16 protein-coding genes are annotated in these 17,616 nt (G+C 39.1%); all 16 read right to left on the reverse strand.

Translation table 11 applies throughout. The annotated features are described in order from the left end of the window. Positions 1-392: 392 nt before the first annotated feature. The 16 genes from C8269_RS06285 to C8269_RS06360 all read right to left on the reverse strand — a co-directional run bounded on the left by C8269_RS06285 (position 393) and on the right by C8269_RS06360 (position 17,544). Positions 393-1,091 carry an N-acetylmannosamine-6-phosphate 2-epimerase gene (locus tag C8269_RS06285; RefSeq protein ID WP_106460864.1) on the reverse strand — a complete coding sequence of 233 codons (699 nt, stop codon included), beginning with the start codon at positions 1,089-1,091 and terminating at the stop codon, positions 393-395. Continuing rightward, positions 1,081-1,914, reverse strand: coding sequence for a MurR/RpiR family transcriptional regulator (locus tag C8269_RS06290; RefSeq protein WP_106460865.1), 834 nt, complete (start codon positions 1,912-1,914; stop codon positions 1,081-1,083). The genes C8269_RS06285 and C8269_RS06290 overlap by 11 nt, the downstream gene beginning before the upstream one ends. Next, positions 1,907-2,782 carry an ROK family protein gene (locus tag C8269_RS06295; RefSeq protein ID WP_106460866.1) on the reverse strand — a complete coding sequence of 292 codons (876 nt, stop codon included), beginning with the start codon at positions 2,780-2,782 and terminating at the stop codon, positions 1,907-1,909. Before C8269_RS06295 ends, C8269_RS06290 begins: the two co-directional genes overlap by 8 nt. 1 nt (position 2,783) lies before the next feature. Continuing rightward, positions 2,784-3,725, reverse strand: a complete 942-nt coding sequence (locus C8269_RS06300; protein ID WP_106460867.1) for a dihydrodipicolinate synthase family protein — start codon at positions 3,723-3,725, stop codon at positions 2,784-2,786. Between the two features lie 11 nt (positions 3,726-3,736). Continuing rightward, positions 3,737-4,789, reverse strand: coding sequence for an ABC transporter ATP-binding protein (locus C8269_RS06305; RefSeq protein WP_106460868.1), 1,053 nt, complete (start codon positions 4,787-4,789; stop codon positions 3,737-3,739). Further along, positions 4,776-5,792 (reverse strand): ABC transporter ATP-binding protein, encoded by a 1,017-nt coding sequence (locus C8269_RS06310; RefSeq protein WP_106460869.1) that lies wholly within the window; start codon positions 5,790-5,792, stop codon positions 4,776-4,778. Before C8269_RS06310 ends, C8269_RS06305 begins: the two co-directional genes overlap by 14 nt. A 7-nt stretch (positions 5,793-5,799) precedes the next feature. Then, positions 5,800-6,678, reverse strand: a complete 879-nt coding sequence (locus C8269_RS06315; RefSeq protein WP_106460870.1) for an ABC transporter permease — start codon at positions 6,676-6,678, stop codon at positions 5,800-5,802. Positions 6,679-6,686: 8 nt separating this feature from the next. Beyond that, positions 6,687-7,652 carry an ABC transporter permease gene (locus tag C8269_RS06320; protein ID WP_199792162.1) on the reverse strand — a complete coding sequence of 322 codons (966 nt, stop codon included), beginning with the start codon at positions 7,650-7,652 and terminating at the stop codon, positions 6,687-6,689. Between the two features lie 68 nt (positions 7,653-7,720). Next, a complete protein-coding gene (locus C8269_RS06325; protein WP_106460871.1) occupies positions 7,721-9,400 on the reverse strand; it encodes an ABC transporter substrate-binding protein in 1,680 nt (559 codons plus the stop codon). 202 nt (positions 9,401-9,602) lie between these two features. Continuing rightward, on the reverse strand, positions 9,603-10,982 hold the full coding sequence (locus C8269_RS06330; RefSeq protein ID WP_158698387.1) for a sialidase family protein: 1,380 nt from the start codon (positions 10,980-10,982) through the stop codon (positions 9,603-9,605). Between the two features lie 150 nt (positions 10,983-11,132). Further along, positions 11,133-12,368 carry a peptidase T gene (pepT, locus tag C8269_RS06335; protein ID WP_106460873.1) on the reverse strand — a complete coding sequence of 412 codons (1,236 nt, stop codon included), beginning with the start codon at positions 12,366-12,368 and terminating at the stop codon, positions 11,133-11,135. A 68-nt stretch (positions 12,369-12,436) separates the two neighbouring features. Next, complete coding sequence (locus C8269_RS06340) at positions 12,437-13,492, reverse strand: hypothetical protein (RefSeq protein ID WP_106460874.1); 1,056 nt, start codon at positions 13,490-13,492, stop codon at positions 12,437-12,439. Next, a complete protein-coding gene (locus tag C8269_RS06345; protein ID WP_106460875.1) occupies positions 13,492-14,859 on the reverse strand; it encodes an ABC transporter permease in 1,368 nt (455 codons plus the stop codon). Before C8269_RS06345 ends, C8269_RS06340 begins: the two co-directional genes overlap by 1 nt. Then, the gene (locus C8269_RS06350; protein ID WP_106460876.1) at positions 14,849-15,826 is read right to left on the reverse strand and encodes a COG1361 S-layer family protein; all 978 of its coding nucleotides are present in this window, start codon (positions 15,824-15,826) and stop codon (positions 14,849-14,851) included. The genes C8269_RS06345 and C8269_RS06350 overlap by 11 nt, the downstream gene beginning before the upstream one ends. Next, on the reverse strand, positions 15,819-16,532 hold the full coding sequence (locus C8269_RS06355; protein WP_106460877.1) for an ABC transporter ATP-binding protein: 714 nt from the start codon (positions 16,530-16,532) through the stop codon (positions 15,819-15,821). The genes C8269_RS06350 and C8269_RS06355 overlap by 8 nt, the downstream gene beginning before the upstream one ends. Then, on the reverse strand, positions 16,504-17,544 hold the full coding sequence (locus tag C8269_RS06360) for a lipid II:glycine glycyltransferase FemX (protein ID WP_106460878.1): 1,041 nt from the start codon (positions 17,542-17,544) through the stop codon (positions 16,504-16,506). The genes C8269_RS06355 and C8269_RS06360 overlap by 29 nt, the downstream gene beginning before the upstream one ends. Positions 17,545-17,616: the final 72 nt, after the last annotated feature.

The following is a 17,616-nucleotide window of genomic DNA, read 5'->3' on the forward strand; positions in this document are numbered from 1 at the left end:
TATTATATAATTTTTAGGCTCTTTAATCAAGGGAAAAGCGTTTATTTCAACATCTTTCACATGCCTTATTAGTTTGGTATCAGCCTAAATTTTATTGACTTTTATCTAAGTGTTTTTTACAAGACAAAGCTAGGGATCCTCGTAAGCTACTTACTTACGAACATCCCTAGGCATAAATCTAGCTAAATTTATTTAAAAACCTGCTTGATAGAATCCATGTCTTCTTCATTTTTAAATATTTCTTAACTTATATTTTATCACATCTTAGGTGTAAAACAAAACGTATTTTATTATTATTTATTAAATAACCAATAAACATAAATTTATTTTATCATTTTTTTACAATTGACAAAGAAAAAACGGCCTTCATTTTTGAAAACCGTTTTTAAATCTTATTTATCTTTTAGGGAGTGTATGCAGTCGACAAATTTTTTGGCTATATTTTGTGGCCTGGTTATGGCTCCACCTACCACTACTGTGAGGGCTCCTAATTCTAAAACTCTCTTGGCCTTTTCCGGTGTGTCGATGTTACCTTCTGCTATTACCGGATGGTCGCAAGCCTTGATGATTTCCCTTAGGATCTTAAAGTCATCTGCTTCTATCTTATGGCCCTTTGATTGTGGGGTGTAGCCTACCATGGTGGTGCCTATATAGTCAAAACCAAGTGAATCTGCGTGGATTGCTTCTTCGATGGTTGAGCAGTCTGCCATTAGCCTTATATTTGGGTATTTGGCTCTTATTTCCTTATAGAAAGCATCTAAGCCATCGTGGTTTGGTCTTTTGGCATTGCTGGCATCTGTAGCTATAATTTCTACACCAGAAGCCACAAGCTTGTCTATTTCATCCATGGTTGGTGTTATATAAATCTCGCTGTTGTCATAATCTTTTTTGATTATACCAATTATTGGTAGGTCGACATTTTTCCTGATTTCTGCTATGTCTTCTACAGTATTGGCCCTTATACCACAGGCTCCTGCCATTTTTGCTGCTAGGGCCATCCTGCCCATTATAAATGAAGAGTGGAGGGGTTCATCTTCTAGGGCCTGGCAGGATACTATTAGACCATTTTTTAATCTATCATTAATTTCCATCGTCCTTCTCCTTTATTAGTTTTAACATTTCATTAACTGATTGCATGTAGACCTCTCCTGAGGTGAGACGTCTGTCGTAGAGTTTTTTAAAGAGTATATCTAGCATGATCATGGTAGGAAATTGGGGTGAGATTATGTTTGAATATTCTAGGTTTTGTTTGTGGGCTACTAGGATTACAAAATCAAAATACTGGTCCCATTTTTCACTATCATTTGCTACAAAAAGTACTGTTTTGCACCCTTTCTCTCCCGCCTTTTTAAGGCCATCTATTACCTCTATGGACTTGCCTGAATAGGAGATGCCCATGACTAGAGAGTCTCTTTTTAGCCTTACTGAATTTAATAAGAGCATATGGGTATCTGTGATAGCTTCTGCATCTAGACCCAACCTTATGAGTCTTTGGGCAAATTCTGTGGCCAAATAGCCTGATGAGCCTACACCGTAGATGTAGATTCTGTCGACATTTAGCATGGCTTCGGCTAGCTTTTCGTAGTCTTTGTAATTGTAGAGGTTGTAGGATTTAAGCAAGATTTCCCTGTAGGAATCAAATACAGGAAGACCTATGTCCTTTTTCCTCTTAAAATTGCTCTGTCTAGATGACTGATACTTATAGACAAACTCCCTATAGCCAGAAAGGTTGAGCTTTTTGGCAAAACGGGTGAGGGCTGCCTCAGAGATAAAAAGCTTGTTTGAGACTGTCTTGCTTGTTAAGTCTGTGTCTTCTGTTTCTAGGAAATATTCTGCTATTATCTTTTCTACTTCAGTTAATTCTTCATACTTTGATTCAATTAGAGGGAGTATTGATTCATAATTTTCATTCATTTGATTTTTCAAATAGGCTGTAGGCCCCGTAAAGTCCTGACTTATTGCCTAGGGCTGTAGCCTTTATTTCTGTGGAAGCGGAGATATTTTCTGGCACAAGGGCCCTTATCTTTTCAATAATTGGGTCGAGGAATTTCTCTTTTTGCTCGCTTATTCCTCCTCCAATTATAATCACTTCTGGGTTTACTATGAGCATGATATTTGCAATACCCCTTGCGAGTATTTTTGTCATGTCATCGACTAATTTTATTGCATCAGGGTCAGACTTATCTAAGGCATGAAATATTTCCTTACCATTGTTTAGGTTTTTGTCTGGGTAAAGGGTCTTTGCCTTTTTAACTAGGGCGCTAGTTGATGCTAGGGCTTCGAACTTGTCAGTTTCAAATGGCATGTAGCCAATTTCTCCTGCATGACCACTTGCACCCCTGTGGATTTTTCCATCTAGGATTAGGGCGCCTCCTATGCCTGTTCCTACTGTAAGAACGAAAGCTGAATTATAGCCCTTGCCAGCTCCATAGGATAGCTCGCCCATAGCTGCTGCCTTTACATCATTTTCTACTACAGCCGGGATGTTTAGAGCATCTCTTAGCTCCTTTTTCCAATCAAAACCTTTGTAGTTTTTGAAGGTTGGGCCGTGGCCTGCTATGATTCCTGTCTTGTAGTCAACCATGCCTGCTGTAGAAATGGCAACCCCTTCTACCTTGTATTCTGGATTTAGGTCTTTAATGAGTTTTAGGACATCTTCTTTGATATCAGGGGCATTTGTGCCTGCCTTTGATGGGAAATTTGGAAGGTCTTTTTCAAAACCTTCCCCCTTAAGCATGGCCTTGATCTCTGTGCCCCCTATGTCTAGGCAAAGTACTGGCATCTTAATATTTCTCTCTTAGCTTATCTATTACATAGATATCTTTCATCTCGTATTTGTTAGCCAATTCTACTAGACCCTTGGCAAGTTTTACCTGGTCATCCCCGTAGAAGTTAATGAATGGTCTTCTAGCATATCCTGCATTTATACCTGCTTCTCTTAGGACAGCCTTGATACCTGCTACCATGTTACCACCTGCTACTAGGTAGTTTATTATCCTTACGGCATTTTTCTGAAGGTCGTAAGCCTTTTTGACTTCGTTATTAGCTATAGCCTCATTTATTTGGATGAATAAATCTGGGATTAGGTTATAAAATGATCCTACTATACCATCTACACCTATTAGTAGGTTTGAGCTTGCTAGCTCATCTGCTCCACCATAGACCATGAAGTCTTCTCCACAAGCTTCCTTGATAGCTGGGATTTGGTAAATGTCTGAATTTGTGTATTTTACACCCTTGATATTTTCTATTTGGGATAGGTCTTTGATCATGTCTGCACTCATCATGCCTGCTAGTGGGACATTGTAGATTACCATTGGAATATCAACAGCTTCTGCTATATCCTTGTAGTAGTTATAGATTTGCTCGCTATTAAATCTCCAATAAAATGGTGGGACTGATGAAACGGCTGTAGCTCCAGCTTCTTCGGCTGCTTTTGCTAGGTCGATTGATTTTTTAGTTCCTATATCGCCTATATGAACTACAACTGGCACCTTTCCTTTTGCTACTTCTATTACAGCTTGAGATGATTTTTCCCTTTCTTCAGCACTCATCAAGAAGCCTTCTCCGGTTGATCCTGTTAAATATAGGCCGCCTATGTCAAATTTTAAAAGAAATTCTGTAAATTCTTTTGTAGCTTCTAGGTCTAGGTTTTCATTTTCATCAAATATTGATAGGGAAGCTGGTATTACTCCCCTGAAGTCTTTTAGTGTAAATTCGCTCATAATTTTCTCCTCTAATTTTTCTTGCTATAAAGGTGGCAAGCTACCTCGTGGTCTTCGTCTATTAGGACTCTTTCTGGGATTTCACTCTTACAAATATCCATGCACTTGCTGCATCTATTGTGGAATGGGCAGCCAGCTGGCTTATGGATTGGACTTGGCACATCCCCTTCTAGGACAATCCTTTTTGAATCAGCTCCCACTACTGGTATTGGGACAGCTGATAGGAGGGCCTGGGTATAAGGATGGGCTGGGTTTTTGTTAATCTTCTCGCTGGTAGATATTTCCATGATATTGCCTAGGTACATTACTATTATTCTATCAGAAATATATTCTACTACCGAAAGGTCATGGGCTATGAAAATATAGGTTAGGTCAAGCTCTTTTTGGATGCCTTGGAGTAGGTTTATTACCTGGGCCTGGATTGATACGTCTAGGGCTGATACCGGCTCATCCAGGATTACTACTTCTGGGGACACGCAGAGGGCCCTGGCTATACATAGCCTTTGCCTTTGACCACCTGAAAACTCGTGTGGATAGCGGTACATATAATCAGGTCTTAGGTTTACTCTCTTTAGCCTATCTTCTATGACCATGTCTATGTCCTTTTTCTGGTTGACCCCGTGGGCAACTAGGGGTGCCTTGAAGGAATCATAGATTTTTTTCATTGGGTTAAGGGCTGAATATGGGTCTTGGAAGACCATTTGTACTTCTTTTCTAAAATCAAAGAGCTCTTCTTTATTAAATTTGGTTACATCTGTCATCCTGCCGTGAAGATTGTATAAGACTTCTCCACCGGTTGGATTTTCTAGTCTCATTATAGACTTGCCTAGGGTTGTCTTTCCGCAACCAGACTCACCTACAACACCGACTGTCTCTCCACGTCTGACTTTAAATGATACCCCATCAACCGCCTTGACAGCTCCTGTTTGCTTTTTGAAAAAAGTGCCTTCATAGATTGGAAAATGGGTCTGTAGGTTTTTGACATCAAAGACAATTGTATCTTTTATTTCGTTTCTTACTAATAGGTCGTCATTTTTTTCTATAACTTTCTCATCTACCTTCATCTACGACCTCCTTTTCTCCCTCTAAGAGGAGACATCTAGCTGTGTGGTTACCTTCTACTCTGAAAAGTGGAATGTCTCTTTTTAGACATTCTTCTGTAGCATAGGCACACCTATTTGCAAACTCGCAACCCTTTACATAATTGGCTGGGTCTGGGGTTTCGCCTGGAATGGTTGATAGCTTCTTATTCCTATCCATCCCTGGTACTGGAACAGATTTTAATAAAAGCTTGGTGTAAGGATGGGTAGGGCTATTAAAAACATCTGCCACTTCCCCATATTCTATAACTCTTCCCATATACATGACTGCAACCTGGTTGGCAACTTCTGCTACAAGGCCCATGTTGTGGGTTATAAGGATTACTGACTTGCCTTCCTTATCTCTTAAGTCCTTCATAAGATCCATAATTTGGGCTTGGATTGTAACATCAAGGGCTGTGGTTGGTTCATCGGCTATTAAAAGATTTGGGTTATTTACCATGGCTATCGCAATCATTACCCTTTGTTTCATACCACCAGAAAATTGGTGAGGGTAATTATCAAATCTTGATTCTGCTTCAGGTATGCCAAGCTTTTTAAGCATTTCTATGCCGATTTGTCTAGCTTCTTTTTTGGAAATCTTCCTATGTTCTAGGATATTTTCTAGGATTTGGTCGCCTACCGTGTAGACTGGGTTTAGGGATTGCATTGGGTCTTGAAAAATCATTCCGATTTCCTTACCCCTAAGCTCTCTCATCTTTTTGCCGTAGGCTTTTTCCTTTAATATATCGACAGTCTTACCATCTTCCTTAAAAAATTCTGAGCTTCCTGAGCTTATCCTTGCCGTCTTTGGCAAGAGTTTGACCATGGAATTGACTGTGACTGATTTGCCGCAGCCAGATTCGCCTACTATTGATAAAATCTGACCCTTTTTAACATCTAGGCTTACGTTTTTTACTATTCTGTTGTATCTCTTTCCTACCTTAAATTCTGTGGATAGGTTTCTTAATTTGATTATATTGTCCATATTTCACCTAATTTCTTGGGTCTAGAGCATCTCTTAGGCCATCGCCCAAAAAGTTGATACTCATTACAAATAGGGATATAAAGAGGCCTGGTATTATCCATTGCCACTTATACATTTGGATGACTGTTATTGACTTGGCCGCATTTATTATCGTTCCCCAAGTTGGTACATTGGTTGGAACACCTAGTCCTAGGAAGGATAGGCCTGTTTCTTGGAGAATAAAATAGGCTATATTTATTGTTGTTGCTACAATTATTGGGCTTAGGGTGTTTGGTAAGATATCCTTAAACATTATAGCAAAGTCTGATATACCAAAGGCCTTGTTTACATCTACATAGGTTTCTTCTCTTAGCCTTAAAACTTCATTTCTTACTATCCTAAAGACTGTCATCCAGCCTATTAGGGTGAAAACTAAGATCATATTTGATACTGAAGGGCCAAGGATAGTTACAAGGACCATGACAAGGATTATCATAGGAAATGATTGTAAGACTTCTGATATTCTTATGAGGATGACATCTATTAGACCGCCAAAATATCCGGCTATTAGGCCAAATATTGTGCCAATGATGGATGTGGTAAGGGCTGATGATATACCAATTAGGATTGAAATCCTTCCCCCATAAAGAAGCCTTGAATATAGGTCACGACCTGTTGAGTCTGTTCCAAATAAGTGGCCGTTGCCTGGGGCTTGGTTTAGTTTTCCCATGTCTATTTGATTTGGATCATGGCTTGCAAGTAGGGGTGCAAAGATTGCTGATAGAATCATTAGCAAAACTATTACAAGTCCTACTATTGCCAATTTATTTGATAAAAACTTTTGCAAAGACCTCTTTGCCAAAGATGACTTTTTTTCTTTTTTCTCTACTAGATTTATTTCCGTCATAATTTCACCTACAATCTTATTCTTGGGTCAAGAATCGCACTTAGGACATCTACCATGAAGGAGATTACAAGCATAACTGTGGCTATGAGTAAGGTTGTGACCATTATTATCGGATAGTCACCGCTCGTTACAGCTCCCATGAGGGTTGAGCCTATGCCTGGCCAGTTAAATACTGATTCTATTACTACAGAACCTCCTATAAGACCTGGAATCCTGAGCATGATTGTGACTAGGATTGGTCCCATTGAGTTTCTGAAGGCGTGTTTCAAATAAACCTTCCATTCAGGTATGCCCTTGCTTCTGGCTGTTTTAATATATTCTTGATTCATTACTCCAAGCATGGAGTTTCTAGTGTACCTTAATACTGTTGCAATCATGGCTATGGATAGGGCTAGGGCTGGTAGGACTAAGTTTTTGCTCTTATCCCAAAAGCTTGTCATACCAAATATATTTCTTCCCCCAACTGGGAACCATCCGAGTGATAGGGCAAAGACAGATATGAGAACTATACCAAATAAAAATTCTGGTATGGATTGGCCGATTACACCTATAACCCTTGCTATATAGTCAATTGGGCCATTTTGGTTGACTGCTGATAGGATTCCTAAAACTATACCTAGGATTGATGATATGATTAGGGCTGCTAGGGCAAGCTCTACTGTCGCTGGTAGTTTTTGGGCTAGTATATCTTTTATTGGTTGTCCATTTATTATAGAATAGCCAAAGTCCCCCTTAACTACCTGGCCAATCCACCTGCCATATTGGATTAGGATTGGATCATCTAGGCCATATCTTGCTCTTAGTTCTGCTATCATCTGTGGGTCTCTAGCTGAGCCTGGTGGCAAGAGGTAGTTGATTGGGTCTATTGGCATAGCCTGGAGGGCAACAAATATTAGAAAAGAAATTACTACAAGCATTGGTATCATTTGTATTAATTTCTTTAGTATGTATTTAAAAATATTGCCATTTTTCATTTATTTTCTCCTTAAAGCGCAATTTTTCAAAATTTTAGGGGCAACAGTTGTCGCCCCTAATTGAATAACTATTTAAGCTCCCAATTTTCAAATCCGATGTCTGCTGCAAACCATGGATTTGTAAACTTAGCTCCGTTAGTATTTACATTGTCTGTATTTACTAATATTTCATTTTTAAGCATGAAGACTACTTCTTTTGATAGGTCTTCTGATTCGATTTTTTGAAGTTCTTTTAGGATTTCCGCTCTCTTTGTCTTGTCAGTTTCTTGAAGGAGGTCAGAATATAGACCTTCGTATTTTTTACCAACTTCTTCGCCAAATACTCTTACTAGGTTGTTATTGGCTGGAACATATTCTCCATACCATTCTTCATAGCCAAATGCTGATAGGCCTTTGAGGGCTATGTCATAGTTTCTTAGTTCCATAAGTTCTTGAGTAGCATCGCCTGCAAATTTTTGTACGTTTACTGGGATTCCAACATCTTGTAGGTTTTGAGCTATAGAGTTATAGAGGTCTACTGATGATTGGTCAGCCATGTAGTATCTAAATTCTAGTGGTTGATCTGCTTTGTAGCCGATTTCTTTTAGAAGCTCTTTAGCTTTTTCTGGATTGTAAGCGTATTTTTCAGCTTCTTCGTTTTTGTTATCAGCATCTTTTGCTGGTACACCGAAGGTTGATACTTCTGCAAGACCTGGGAAGAGGCTCTTGGTTAGGTTTTCTCTATCTATAGCGTAATATATTGCTTGTCTAAACTTAGGATTTTTGATCCATTCGCTAGCTGGTCTTTGGTCATTGCCTGTTTGGTTAAATACTAGGTAGTAGTAGAAAAGTGTGTCTACAGTTTGGCCTTCCCAGTTTTCTTTTTCAGAAACCGCTTGGATTTCTGTAGGTACCTTAGAATTAAATACGTCTGCTTGATCACCTAATACTGCATTTAATTTAGCATCAGATGGTACTATATTTACTACTACTGATTTGATTTTTGGTGCTTGACCTTCGTAATTTTCGTTTGGCTCAAGGGCTAGGTAAGAATCTGTTGCAACTTCTTTAACCTTGTACATACCATTTGTGATTGGGTTTTTCCAGAAGTCTGCTGTGTGATATTCTGTCATATCTACGCCTTCAAAGCCTGCCTTTGGAAGGATTGCAAATTGTGATAGGATTGGAATCATGTTACCAACAGATTTGTCCATTTCCATTGTTAGCTTGTTGCCTTCTACCTTTAGACCAGCAACTTCTTCTGCCTTGCCTTCTTTGTAGTCTTCTGCTCCCTTGATTGATGAGAAGGCTGATTTGTAAATTGAGTTAACCTTAGCTGCCTTTAGGGCACCTTCGATTGAGAATTTTACATCTTCTGCTGTAAGATCAGAGCCGTCTGACCATTTTAGGCCATCTTTAATGTTGAATTCATAGCTCATGCCATCTTCTGCCATTGTGTAAGAATCTAGAAGATCTTCTTTAAATTCTGTTAGTTCTGGATTTGCCTTAAATAGAGATCTGAAGGTTATAACCTTGTAGATATCTCCACGGTTCCACCAAGGTGTATCGAAGTTTGTACCTTCACCTTGTTTGTCAAATAGCATCCTTAGAGATTTTTCGCTAGACTCGTCTGTCTTTGCTGTCTCTTCTACCTTTGTTTCTTGCTTAGCATCTCCTGCTTCCTTGTTTTCTGGTGCCTTTGCGCCACCACAAGATGTTAGTAGCATGATAGCTGATAGGGCTAGGCCTAAAACGTAATTCTTTTTCATGTTCCCTCCTTGAAATTCGATTTCGTGATAAGGTTTTTTAAGTATATATGTAAGATTGAAGTTATAAGCTTATATACCTAAAAAACATTTTCCTAACTATCTACATTATAGGACATATTAAAAATAATTTCAAATTTTTTATTAATTTTGAAAGTACTTTTAGATGCTCTCTTATTTTTTATATTTTTTGCTAAAGATTCTTCTAATTCATCAGATATTCAAAGTCAAATTCTATATATTTTAAAAACTCTTTCTCTTCTAAACCATCCTTTTGTCTTTGTTCAAAAAGAAGGGCGAAGATATCGTCTTTTCCTGTATATTCTAGGCAGGAATAGGTGAAGTTTGTATCTGTGATTTGCTTTTGTCTAATGGTTCTTAGTTTATTTCCCTCGCCTACTTCCATGACCCTGATATAGCCATTGTTTCTTCCTGGCCCTTTGGGATTTGCCACTAGGATATATTCCTTGCCATCCTTGTCATATTTTAGGACTGATACCATGCAGAAGGCTTCTGAATCAAAATCTGTCTGACAAAGGGCTTTTTCAAAAGTCTCTCCATCATCGTATGAATATGAATACAGAATCCTATCCGATGTTGTCCTCGAAAATAGGATTAGTGTCCCATCATTTAGGCTTACTAGCTGGCTTTCACTTGTATTTGTGAGAGTTTTTCCATCTAGGGCAGAGTAGCCCTCTCCATCATTTACAGATTTTGACCTTGACCAGGTCTTGCCAAAGTCATCTGAATAAATAAGACAGGCATGTTCCCTTAAGTCATAGATATCATCCTTATTTTCTGTTGTGTAATAAAGAGGGATTAGGAGCCTGCCGCTTGGTAATTGGAGGCCTCTTCCCGGGCAGACTCCCATAAAGATCATCCTATCATCTGCTACAAAGTGGGATATATCAACAGGACTTGCCCATGTCTTGCCCCCATCTTCTGATTGGGTAAACCATAGGTAGGGTGTTTGGTGGACTCTAAGGATGGATGTCTCTGAATAAATATTTCCTACTAGCTTGTCACCCTCATAAATATTGCCCAGCTTATCAAAGGGATAGGAATCCTCCATACAAACCCTGTATGGACTTGGGGTATGGTCCATCCCATAGACTTTGCCATTTTTTATGTAGAACCTAGACTGGGCCTTTTCAAAAAGGAGGGTATTTCCGCTGTTATAGAATAAAATCGGATATTTTTCACCGCCAAATTCTACATAGCCTGTGCCTTTTTTGGATGTAAGGTAGTTGCCGCTTGACCTAAACTTATCAATTACCATGTAGACCTTATTGCCTGGTTCATAATAGGCTGGAGTTAGGTTGGTGTCTATGGTGTAGGTGGGATTGGCGTCTTTAAATCTTGGCTCCATAAAGGCTTTGAAGAGGCCTGAAAAATCATCATCACCCTTCTTTTTGATCCTTAGGGCTGGCTCTATCAGACCTCCCCAGTCGCTTTCACTTTCTAATCTTTGATCAGCTGCAGCCAAGAGGTCACCATTTTTAAGGAGAGCAAGGCTTGGTATCCTATAATATGGCGATTCCTCAAGGCCTGGATAAAATAAATCTATTGTCTGGCTTTTATACATAATACCTCCTTGGTAAAACATTTTCCTAATTTAATTATAGACTCTTGCAATTTATTTTCAATGACTAAAGGGTTTTTGAAAATACTTTTGCTTTCTTTAAAGACTTTGAAGAAAATCTCAAAGAAAAAAGCCCGCCTTGGGCTTTTGTTTTTAAAAATCATCTTGCATTAAATTTAAGGTTACTAGGAAGGACTTGTAGAAGCTGTCTATTGGCAAGAATTCCTTGTTTGAGTGGAAGTTGTGGGCTCCTGTGAAATAATTTGGGGTAAAGATTCCCTTTCTTGATAGGAAGGACCCGTCAGTTCCTCCTCGCATTGGGATTATTTTTTCTTCTATCTCTAGGCTTTTAAAGACCTCCCTAAGCCTTTCTACAGCGATTTTGTTTTCATCATTCATAGAGTCAGCTATATTGTCATAAACATCTGAAATTTCAATCTCTATCTGAGCTTTCTTGTATCTTTCTTTTAATAGGTCAGCTATTTTATAGAGATAAGCCTTGCTAGCCTCAAATTTTTCCCTATCGTGGTTTCTTATATTAAAGTCAAGCCTTAGATTAAGGACATCTGACTTTATATCTGTCATCCAAATATATCCTTCCCTATTTTCGGTATTTTCAGGCATCTTGGCTCTATCTAGCATAGAAATAAAATCGTGGGCTATCATGATTGGGTTTACTAGATTGTCCTTGGCTGACATTGGGTGGGCTGATACTCCTTTTATTTTGAGGGTCCCGCTTGCTGCATTGAAGGTCTCATAGACAAGTTCTCCAAGGGCGCAACAATCTATGGTGTAGGCATAGTCGACATTGAACTTATCAAAATCAATTTTTCTTGATCCCCTAAGTCCTATCTCCTCATCTGGGACAAAGGCTATGAAAATCTCACAGTGGTCAATCTCTGGATTTTCTTTTAAAAACCATAGGGCTGTCATAATATTGGCAATAGCCGCCTTGTTATCTGCCCCTAGGACTGACCTTCCATCTGTGAAAATTATATCATCACCAATATAATCTAGGATTTCGGGATTGTCCTTGACATAAAAGGTGATTTCTTCGTTTAATTTTATATCCTTGCCATCATAAGCTTTGATAAGCTGAGGGTGAATCTTATCTGATAAGCCCACATCGACCGTATCAAGATGGGCAACCCAGCCAATAGACCTGGATCTATCTCCCCTCCTAGGAAGCCTTGCCTGAACGACTCCAAAATCATTTACCTTTATATCTACTAGGCCCACGTCCTCTAAATCAGCCGCTAAGACCTTGGCCATCTCCCACTGACCAGGGCTTGATGGGACTTCTTCATTTTTATCATCAGACTGGCTAGGGATTGCCAGGTATTTTAGGAAATTTTCTACTAATTTATCTTTTATTATCTTTTCATTCATTATCTTCTCTTTTCTTTATTAGAGAAAAAACCACAGGCTGGCTGTGATTTCCTCTAAAGCCTAAAATCTTACTTGTTAAGGTCTAGGTTCTTTATATTTTTGTCATGGTCAATATAGTAAAGCTTGCCATCATGGGCTCTGTAGCCGTAGGATTCTAGGTCTTTTTCTATGGTCTCTCCTGTGAGATAATTTATTATATCCATCTTGAATAAATAAGCAGATTCATCTGAATTTACTGGATTTTGGATGATCATGTATTTGCCTATGAAATTGAGGGTTGATGAGTCTTCCAAGCTGTATTTTTCATCTTTTATGGTAAATTCATTTCCTTCTGATTTGAATATCTCATAGATAGGCTTACCCTTATCAAGGTATTTAGCCCCCATTACATATTGGACCTGGGTATCTTTTTCGATTAAATCTGGTTCTTGGTCAAAAGCCTTTTCTAGGTCAATCCTATAAAGATTTACAGTCGAATCCTTTTCAAGTTTTGAAAAAACTGCTTCCTTATCAGTGACTCCTAGGCCTATTATACTTTCCCAACCTATTGATCTTGTTCCTGTGTAGAGGTTTATCTTTCCACTGGCTAGGTTTACTTGGGCAAGACCTGACTTTTCGCTATTAAGCTTGTTATAATCATCACCGTCGTAGTAAGAATACATGCCATAGATCTTATCACCTATCATTGCCTTTGGCAAAAAGGCCTCGTTTTCCTTAAATTGATAAAGGGTGGTAATGTCCTTGCCGGCTATCTTTCTTATGGAAAAATCATGCTTAGGATAAGATCCTAGGACAAAGAGGTCACCTGAATAAGGAATATAGCTTGCTGAGTATTCCTTTTCGTAAGAAAGATCTTTTGTATTAAAGCCTAAATCCTTGAGGACATCTATCACCTGACCATCCTTGATGCTTACTAAGTCGTAGTAGGAGAAGAAATAATCATCCTCTCCTAGGGCCTTAGCATCTTGATTCTCATTTGAATTTTCTAAAGATCCTTCTGGCTTATTTTCAACTTGGTTTTCTATTTTTTCTTCAGACTTATTAGCTTGGTTGACACTCTGGTCTTTTTGGCCGCATGCTACTAGGCCTAGGGCAAGAATTGTAATAAGAATTTGCTTTTTCATCAGTTACTCCTTAAGGCTTCTATAGCTGATAATTTGGTAGCACGTCTAGCTGGAATATAGCCTGCCATGACCCCTACTAGGGCAGAAAATCCTACTCCCACTAGGGCAAGACCTGGGCTTATGGAGATGATTTCTCCCCCATCACCACCGAAGAATCCTCCCCCTTGGGTTAGATTATTTATGACCGATCCTGCTCCAAAGGAGATCATAAGGCCAATCACTCCTCCAAAAAATCCTATAAAGCCTGATTCTATCAGAAACATGGACCTTATGTCAGCTATTGATGCTCCGATTACCTTCATGACGCCGATTTCTTTTTGTCTTTCATAGATTGACATGAGCATGGTGTTTATGATGCCTATGGCTGACACTATGAAGGCCACAGATCCGATTCCACCTAGGATTAGGGTGACTTGCATGGTTTGCTTTTTGATCTCTTCTGCAGAGCCTGCCTCTGATTGGGTCTTAAAGCCTGCCTTTTTTATGTTATTTTCAATTGTTTCTAGATTATCTACATCATCTACTATGACCCTTAGCTTTTCATAGGTTACCTTATCTGACTTATCGATTATGGTTTGGCCGGTTTTTTCATCAAATGATCCCATCTGTGGGGATTCTAGCTTGGCATCTTCTTTTTTAAGCTTTTTATAAAGGCTTTCGTTGATGTAGGATGTCCATCCCTTGAGCAGGGAGGCATTATTTAGCTTGCCAGCAATTTTTACCGGCACATCTACATAGGTTGGCTTTGAGCTTTCCTGATTTTCTTCATCATTGCCAAAGTGGACCCCATCATCTTCTTGGTCCATATAGCCAAGTCTAATGCTAAATTTGTGGTCATTGAAATTAAAATCATCTGCACTTCCGGTAGATGACCAGCCCCCACCAGGCATTACTTCTATTTTATCAACCCTGGCCTGCTGGCTAAGTATTAGCTTGTCAGAATCTGATGGACTTAGGCTCTTACCCCATTCAAACATATCAGGGCTAAGCATGGCAAAGATTTCATCAGGTATGACTTCAAAACCGCTTGATAGGGCGTAGGACTTGCCATCATCTATGACTAGGTCTGACCAAAATTCTTTGGATGGGACTACAGCCCTTACTCCCTTGATTTTTTTAAGTTTATTAATATCTGCTTCCTTGACTTCGATCCTGTCATCTTGCTGGTCATTTACTATAGATATGCTAGTTAGACCGCCAAATGATTCTATCATCTGCTTTTGAGAATTTGAAATGCCGCTGGCGAAGGCTAGCATGAGTATGATTGATGTTGCCCCTATGACTACTGAAAGGACTGTAAGGATTGTCCTTGACTTTCTCCTGGAGAGATTTCTTAGAGCCATTAGGAGCCTGTCACTAATCTTCATCGTCTATTAGAAGCTCCTCATCTTCTTTTTTGTGTTTTCTCTTCCTATAAAGTACTACTGATAATACTATTATGGCTATGAGGCCTATCCATATAAATGGGGATGTAAGTAAAGATCCTCCGCCTTGATCCATACCCTGGTCCATGGATGGGTCATAGGCTCCCATTTCTCCATTTTCTCCTGGCATAGCCTCTTCTCCCATGCCAGCTCCTACTTCTTTGTTGAAGTCTAGGGTTTGAGTGTGGAGCTTGCCTGTGGAGTCCTCGTAGGAGAGCATGATTTGGCCTTCTATTTCGCCCTCCCTAAGAGGGGTGGCTGTGAAAGAAAATGTCTCTTGGGTTCCTGTCTTAAAATTACCTATGAATTTCCTGTCATTGTCTATCTTTATACCCTTGCCTATGACATCGCACATGAAGGTGGATAGGTTATCCTTGCCGGTGTTATAGATATTTACAGACATTTCTGTAGGTTGGCCGACAGCTAGGTCTTCTGATTTAACATTGCCCATGGTCACCCCAGCCCTTTGGACAACTGGAATTCCTATTGCTTCAGTACTCTTGTATTGGTTGCCGTCAGCATCTTCATATTCTATGGTCATATTTATGACGTAATTTCCTGCTACAGCATTTGGAAGGACATTCATCCTTATCTGCCTGTGGGCGGTATTCCATGGATAGAGGGCTGCTACATAGAATGAATTTGATTGGTTAACTGGCGAAAATACAGACCCATCTGAGACCATGGAGGAATTTTCACCTGTGTTTTGAGGTTGAGCTCCTAGGTTTTGCTCAATGGTGGCCTTTAGGTTGTAGATGGTGTTTTTGGAATTGGTATTGTATAGGTCAAAATATAGGTCAAAGGACTTGCCAGCCTCGGCTATTTTTGGCTCTAGCCTATAGGCTGATATCATTATCTTTGGTTGGTTTTTGACATTTACGGTCATTTGTTCATTTGTATTTTCACTCATTTGTAAGTACCTCATCAATTGTTAGTTTTTCGTGAATTTTATCTAGCTTGCCATCTCTCATGAAAAGGGTCTTGTCGGCAAATTCTGTCATTTCATCATCATGGGTTACCATAATAAAGGTTTGTTTGTTTTTCCTTGTGATATCTTTTATAAGCTGCATTATCTCAAAGCTTGTCTTGGTGTCAAGGTTGCCTGTAGGCTCATCGGCAAATATTATAGGAGGTGCTCCTACAAAGGCTCGGGCAATGGATACCCTCTGCTGCTGGCCGCCTGAAAGCTCATTTGGCTTATTATAAATCCTGTGCTCAAGGCCTACTGCCTTTAAGATTTTAATAGCTTCTTTTTTCCTCTCCTTAGCATCTAGGCCCTTAAAGGTAAGGGGCAAGGCCACATTTTCCCAGGCTGACAAATAAGGAAGTAGGTTGTAGGATTGGAAGACAAAGCCTATGTTTAGGTTTCTAAATTTGGTTATTTGGTCTTCTGTCAGTTTTGTAAGGTCAATCTTACCATATTCAATAGAGCCTTTTGTCGGCCTTTCAAGACCTGCCAACATGTTTAAAAGAGTGGATTTTCCTGATCCAGATGTACCAAGAAGGGCAACAAATTCTCCCTTTTCTATGTCTAGGTTTATCCCGTCCAGGGCCTTTATAATAGACCCTCCGACCTTATAATATTTTTTAAGATTTCTTATCTTTATTAAGCTCATCATCTTTCCTTTGGTAGTGGGGATTTAGGTCTGTCATGTAAAGGTCGTAGGCTGGCTTATCTATGATAATATCAATCTCCCCAATGGATTTTCTTACATTATCTTCGGTGAATTTCTTCTTAAAATCATAGAGTCCATCGGTCCCATCAGTCTCAAAAATCCCACCCATGTCGTAGTAATTTACACCATTTTCTATGCAATATTTAATCTCTTCAAAATTTATCTGATAATTTTGGCTCATGTCCTTATGCTTATCAGATGATCCCCCATAAAGGGAAGTAGCCCAAGTGCCATATTTTATCAGAAGAGATGAGCAAACCGGCTCATCTTCATAAAAGCAAACAGAAAGCCTTGATTCATCTTCATAGAGGTCGTAGAGGTCTTTCATATAATCAAGAGGCCTATGGCCAATCCCTGCCCTTTCTGACGTTTCTACAATTTGTTCATAGAGGATATTTATCTCTTCTTTTGGCAGAATTTTCGTAACAATTCCATCCCTATATGATTTTCTGATATGTTTTCTAGTATTTTTGGAAAAGGTCGCCATTATTTCATCTTCACTTCTTCCCTTTACGTCTAGGACCATATTTAGAAGGGGTTGGCTTGATTTTTCCTTATCAAAACGGACCTTTAAGCCATTTTCCTCATATAGCTTTACTAGATTTTCATCATAGACATAATATGGGTCTAGCCTTAGCAAAAACCCGTCATTGGCCTTTGCAAAATCGCTCGCCTCACCTATTAGACTTTTGATAGATTCTATATCATAAGGATCACAAACAGGACCCCTTGGACCATAGAAGAAATTCTTGCCTGTTTTTTTATCCCTTATATATATGACAGATAAGGCTGCCTTTATCTTACAGTCTTCTTCTATATAAAAATATACACTCTCCCAAGTCTTTTTAAGCCTTGCCCAACGCATATCTTGTTGGAAATGGCCATAGGGAGATGTTTTTATAAAGTTGTTATATTTTGTAATTTTATCTTTATCTTTTAAATCAAGTATCATTTTTTACCTCAATTCTTAATGTTTGGTCTATAGTAATACACTTACGATAATTGTATCACAGTAAAGGTACAT

The sequence above is a fragment of the Anaerococcus sp. Marseille-P3915 genome (assembly GCF_900258475.1).
Classification (GTDB): domain Bacteria; phylum Bacillota; class Clostridia; order Tissierellales; family Peptoniphilaceae; genus Anaerococcus; species Anaerococcus kampingae.

Excerpts from the sequence above, each read along its gene's own strand:
- C8269_RS06345 (WP_106460875.1), bottom strand. The coding sequence starts at position 14,859 with ATGAAGATTAGTGACAGGCTCCTAATGGCTCTAAGAAATCTCTCCAGG.
- pepT (WP_106460873.1), bottom strand. The coding sequence starts at position 12,368 with ATGAATGAAAAGATAATAAAAGATAAATTAGTAGAAAATTTCCTAAAA.
- C8269_RS06320 (WP_199792162.1), bottom strand. The coding sequence starts at position 7,652 with ATGAAAAATGGCAATATTTTTAAATACATACTAAAGAAATTAATACAA.
- C8269_RS06350 (WP_106460876.1), bottom strand. The coding sequence starts at position 15,826 with ATGAGTGAAAATACAAATGAACAAATGACCGTAAATGTCAAAAACCAA.
- C8269_RS06355 (WP_106460877.1), bottom strand. The coding sequence starts at position 16,532 with ATGAGCTTAATAAAGATAAGAAATCTTAAAAAATATTATAAGGTCGGA.
- C8269_RS06340 (WP_106460874.1), bottom strand. The coding sequence starts at position 13,492 with ATGAAAAAGCAAATTCTTATTACAATTCTTGCCCTAGGCCTAGTAGCA.
- C8269_RS06285 (WP_106460864.1), bottom strand. The coding sequence starts at position 1,091 with ATGGAAATTAATGATAGATTAAAAAATGGTCTAATAGTATCCTGCCAG.
- C8269_RS06360 (WP_106460878.1), bottom strand. The coding sequence starts at position 17,544 with ATGATACTTGATTTAAAAGATAAAGATAAAATTACAAAATATAACAAC.
- C8269_RS06300 (WP_106460867.1), bottom strand. The coding sequence starts at position 3,725 with ATGAGCGAATTTACACTAAAAGACTTCAGGGGAGTAATACCAGCTTCC.
- C8269_RS06305 (WP_106460868.1), bottom strand. The coding sequence starts at position 4,789 with ATGAAGGTAGATGAGAAAGTTATAGAAAAAAATGACGACCTATTAGTA.
- C8269_RS06315 (WP_106460870.1), bottom strand. The coding sequence starts at position 6,678 with ATGACGGAAATAAATCTAGTAGAGAAAAAAGAAAAAAAGTCATCTTTG.
- C8269_RS06330 (WP_158698387.1), bottom strand. The coding sequence starts at position 10,982 with ATGTATAAAAGCCAGACAATAGATTTATTTTATCCAGGCCTTGAGGAA.
- C8269_RS06325 (WP_106460871.1), bottom strand. The coding sequence starts at position 9,400 with ATGAAAAAGAATTACGTTTTAGGCCTAGCCCTATCAGCTATCATGCTA.
- C8269_RS06310 (WP_106460869.1), bottom strand. The coding sequence starts at position 5,792 with ATGGACAATATAATCAAATTAAGAAACCTATCCACAGAATTTAAGGTA.
- C8269_RS06295 (WP_106460866.1), bottom strand. The coding sequence starts at position 2,782 with ATGCCAGTACTTTGCCTAGACATAGGGGGCACAGAGATCAAGGCCATG.
- C8269_RS06290 (WP_106460865.1), bottom strand. The coding sequence starts at position 1,914 with ATGAATGAAAATTATGAATCAATACTCCCTCTAATTGAATCAAAGTAT.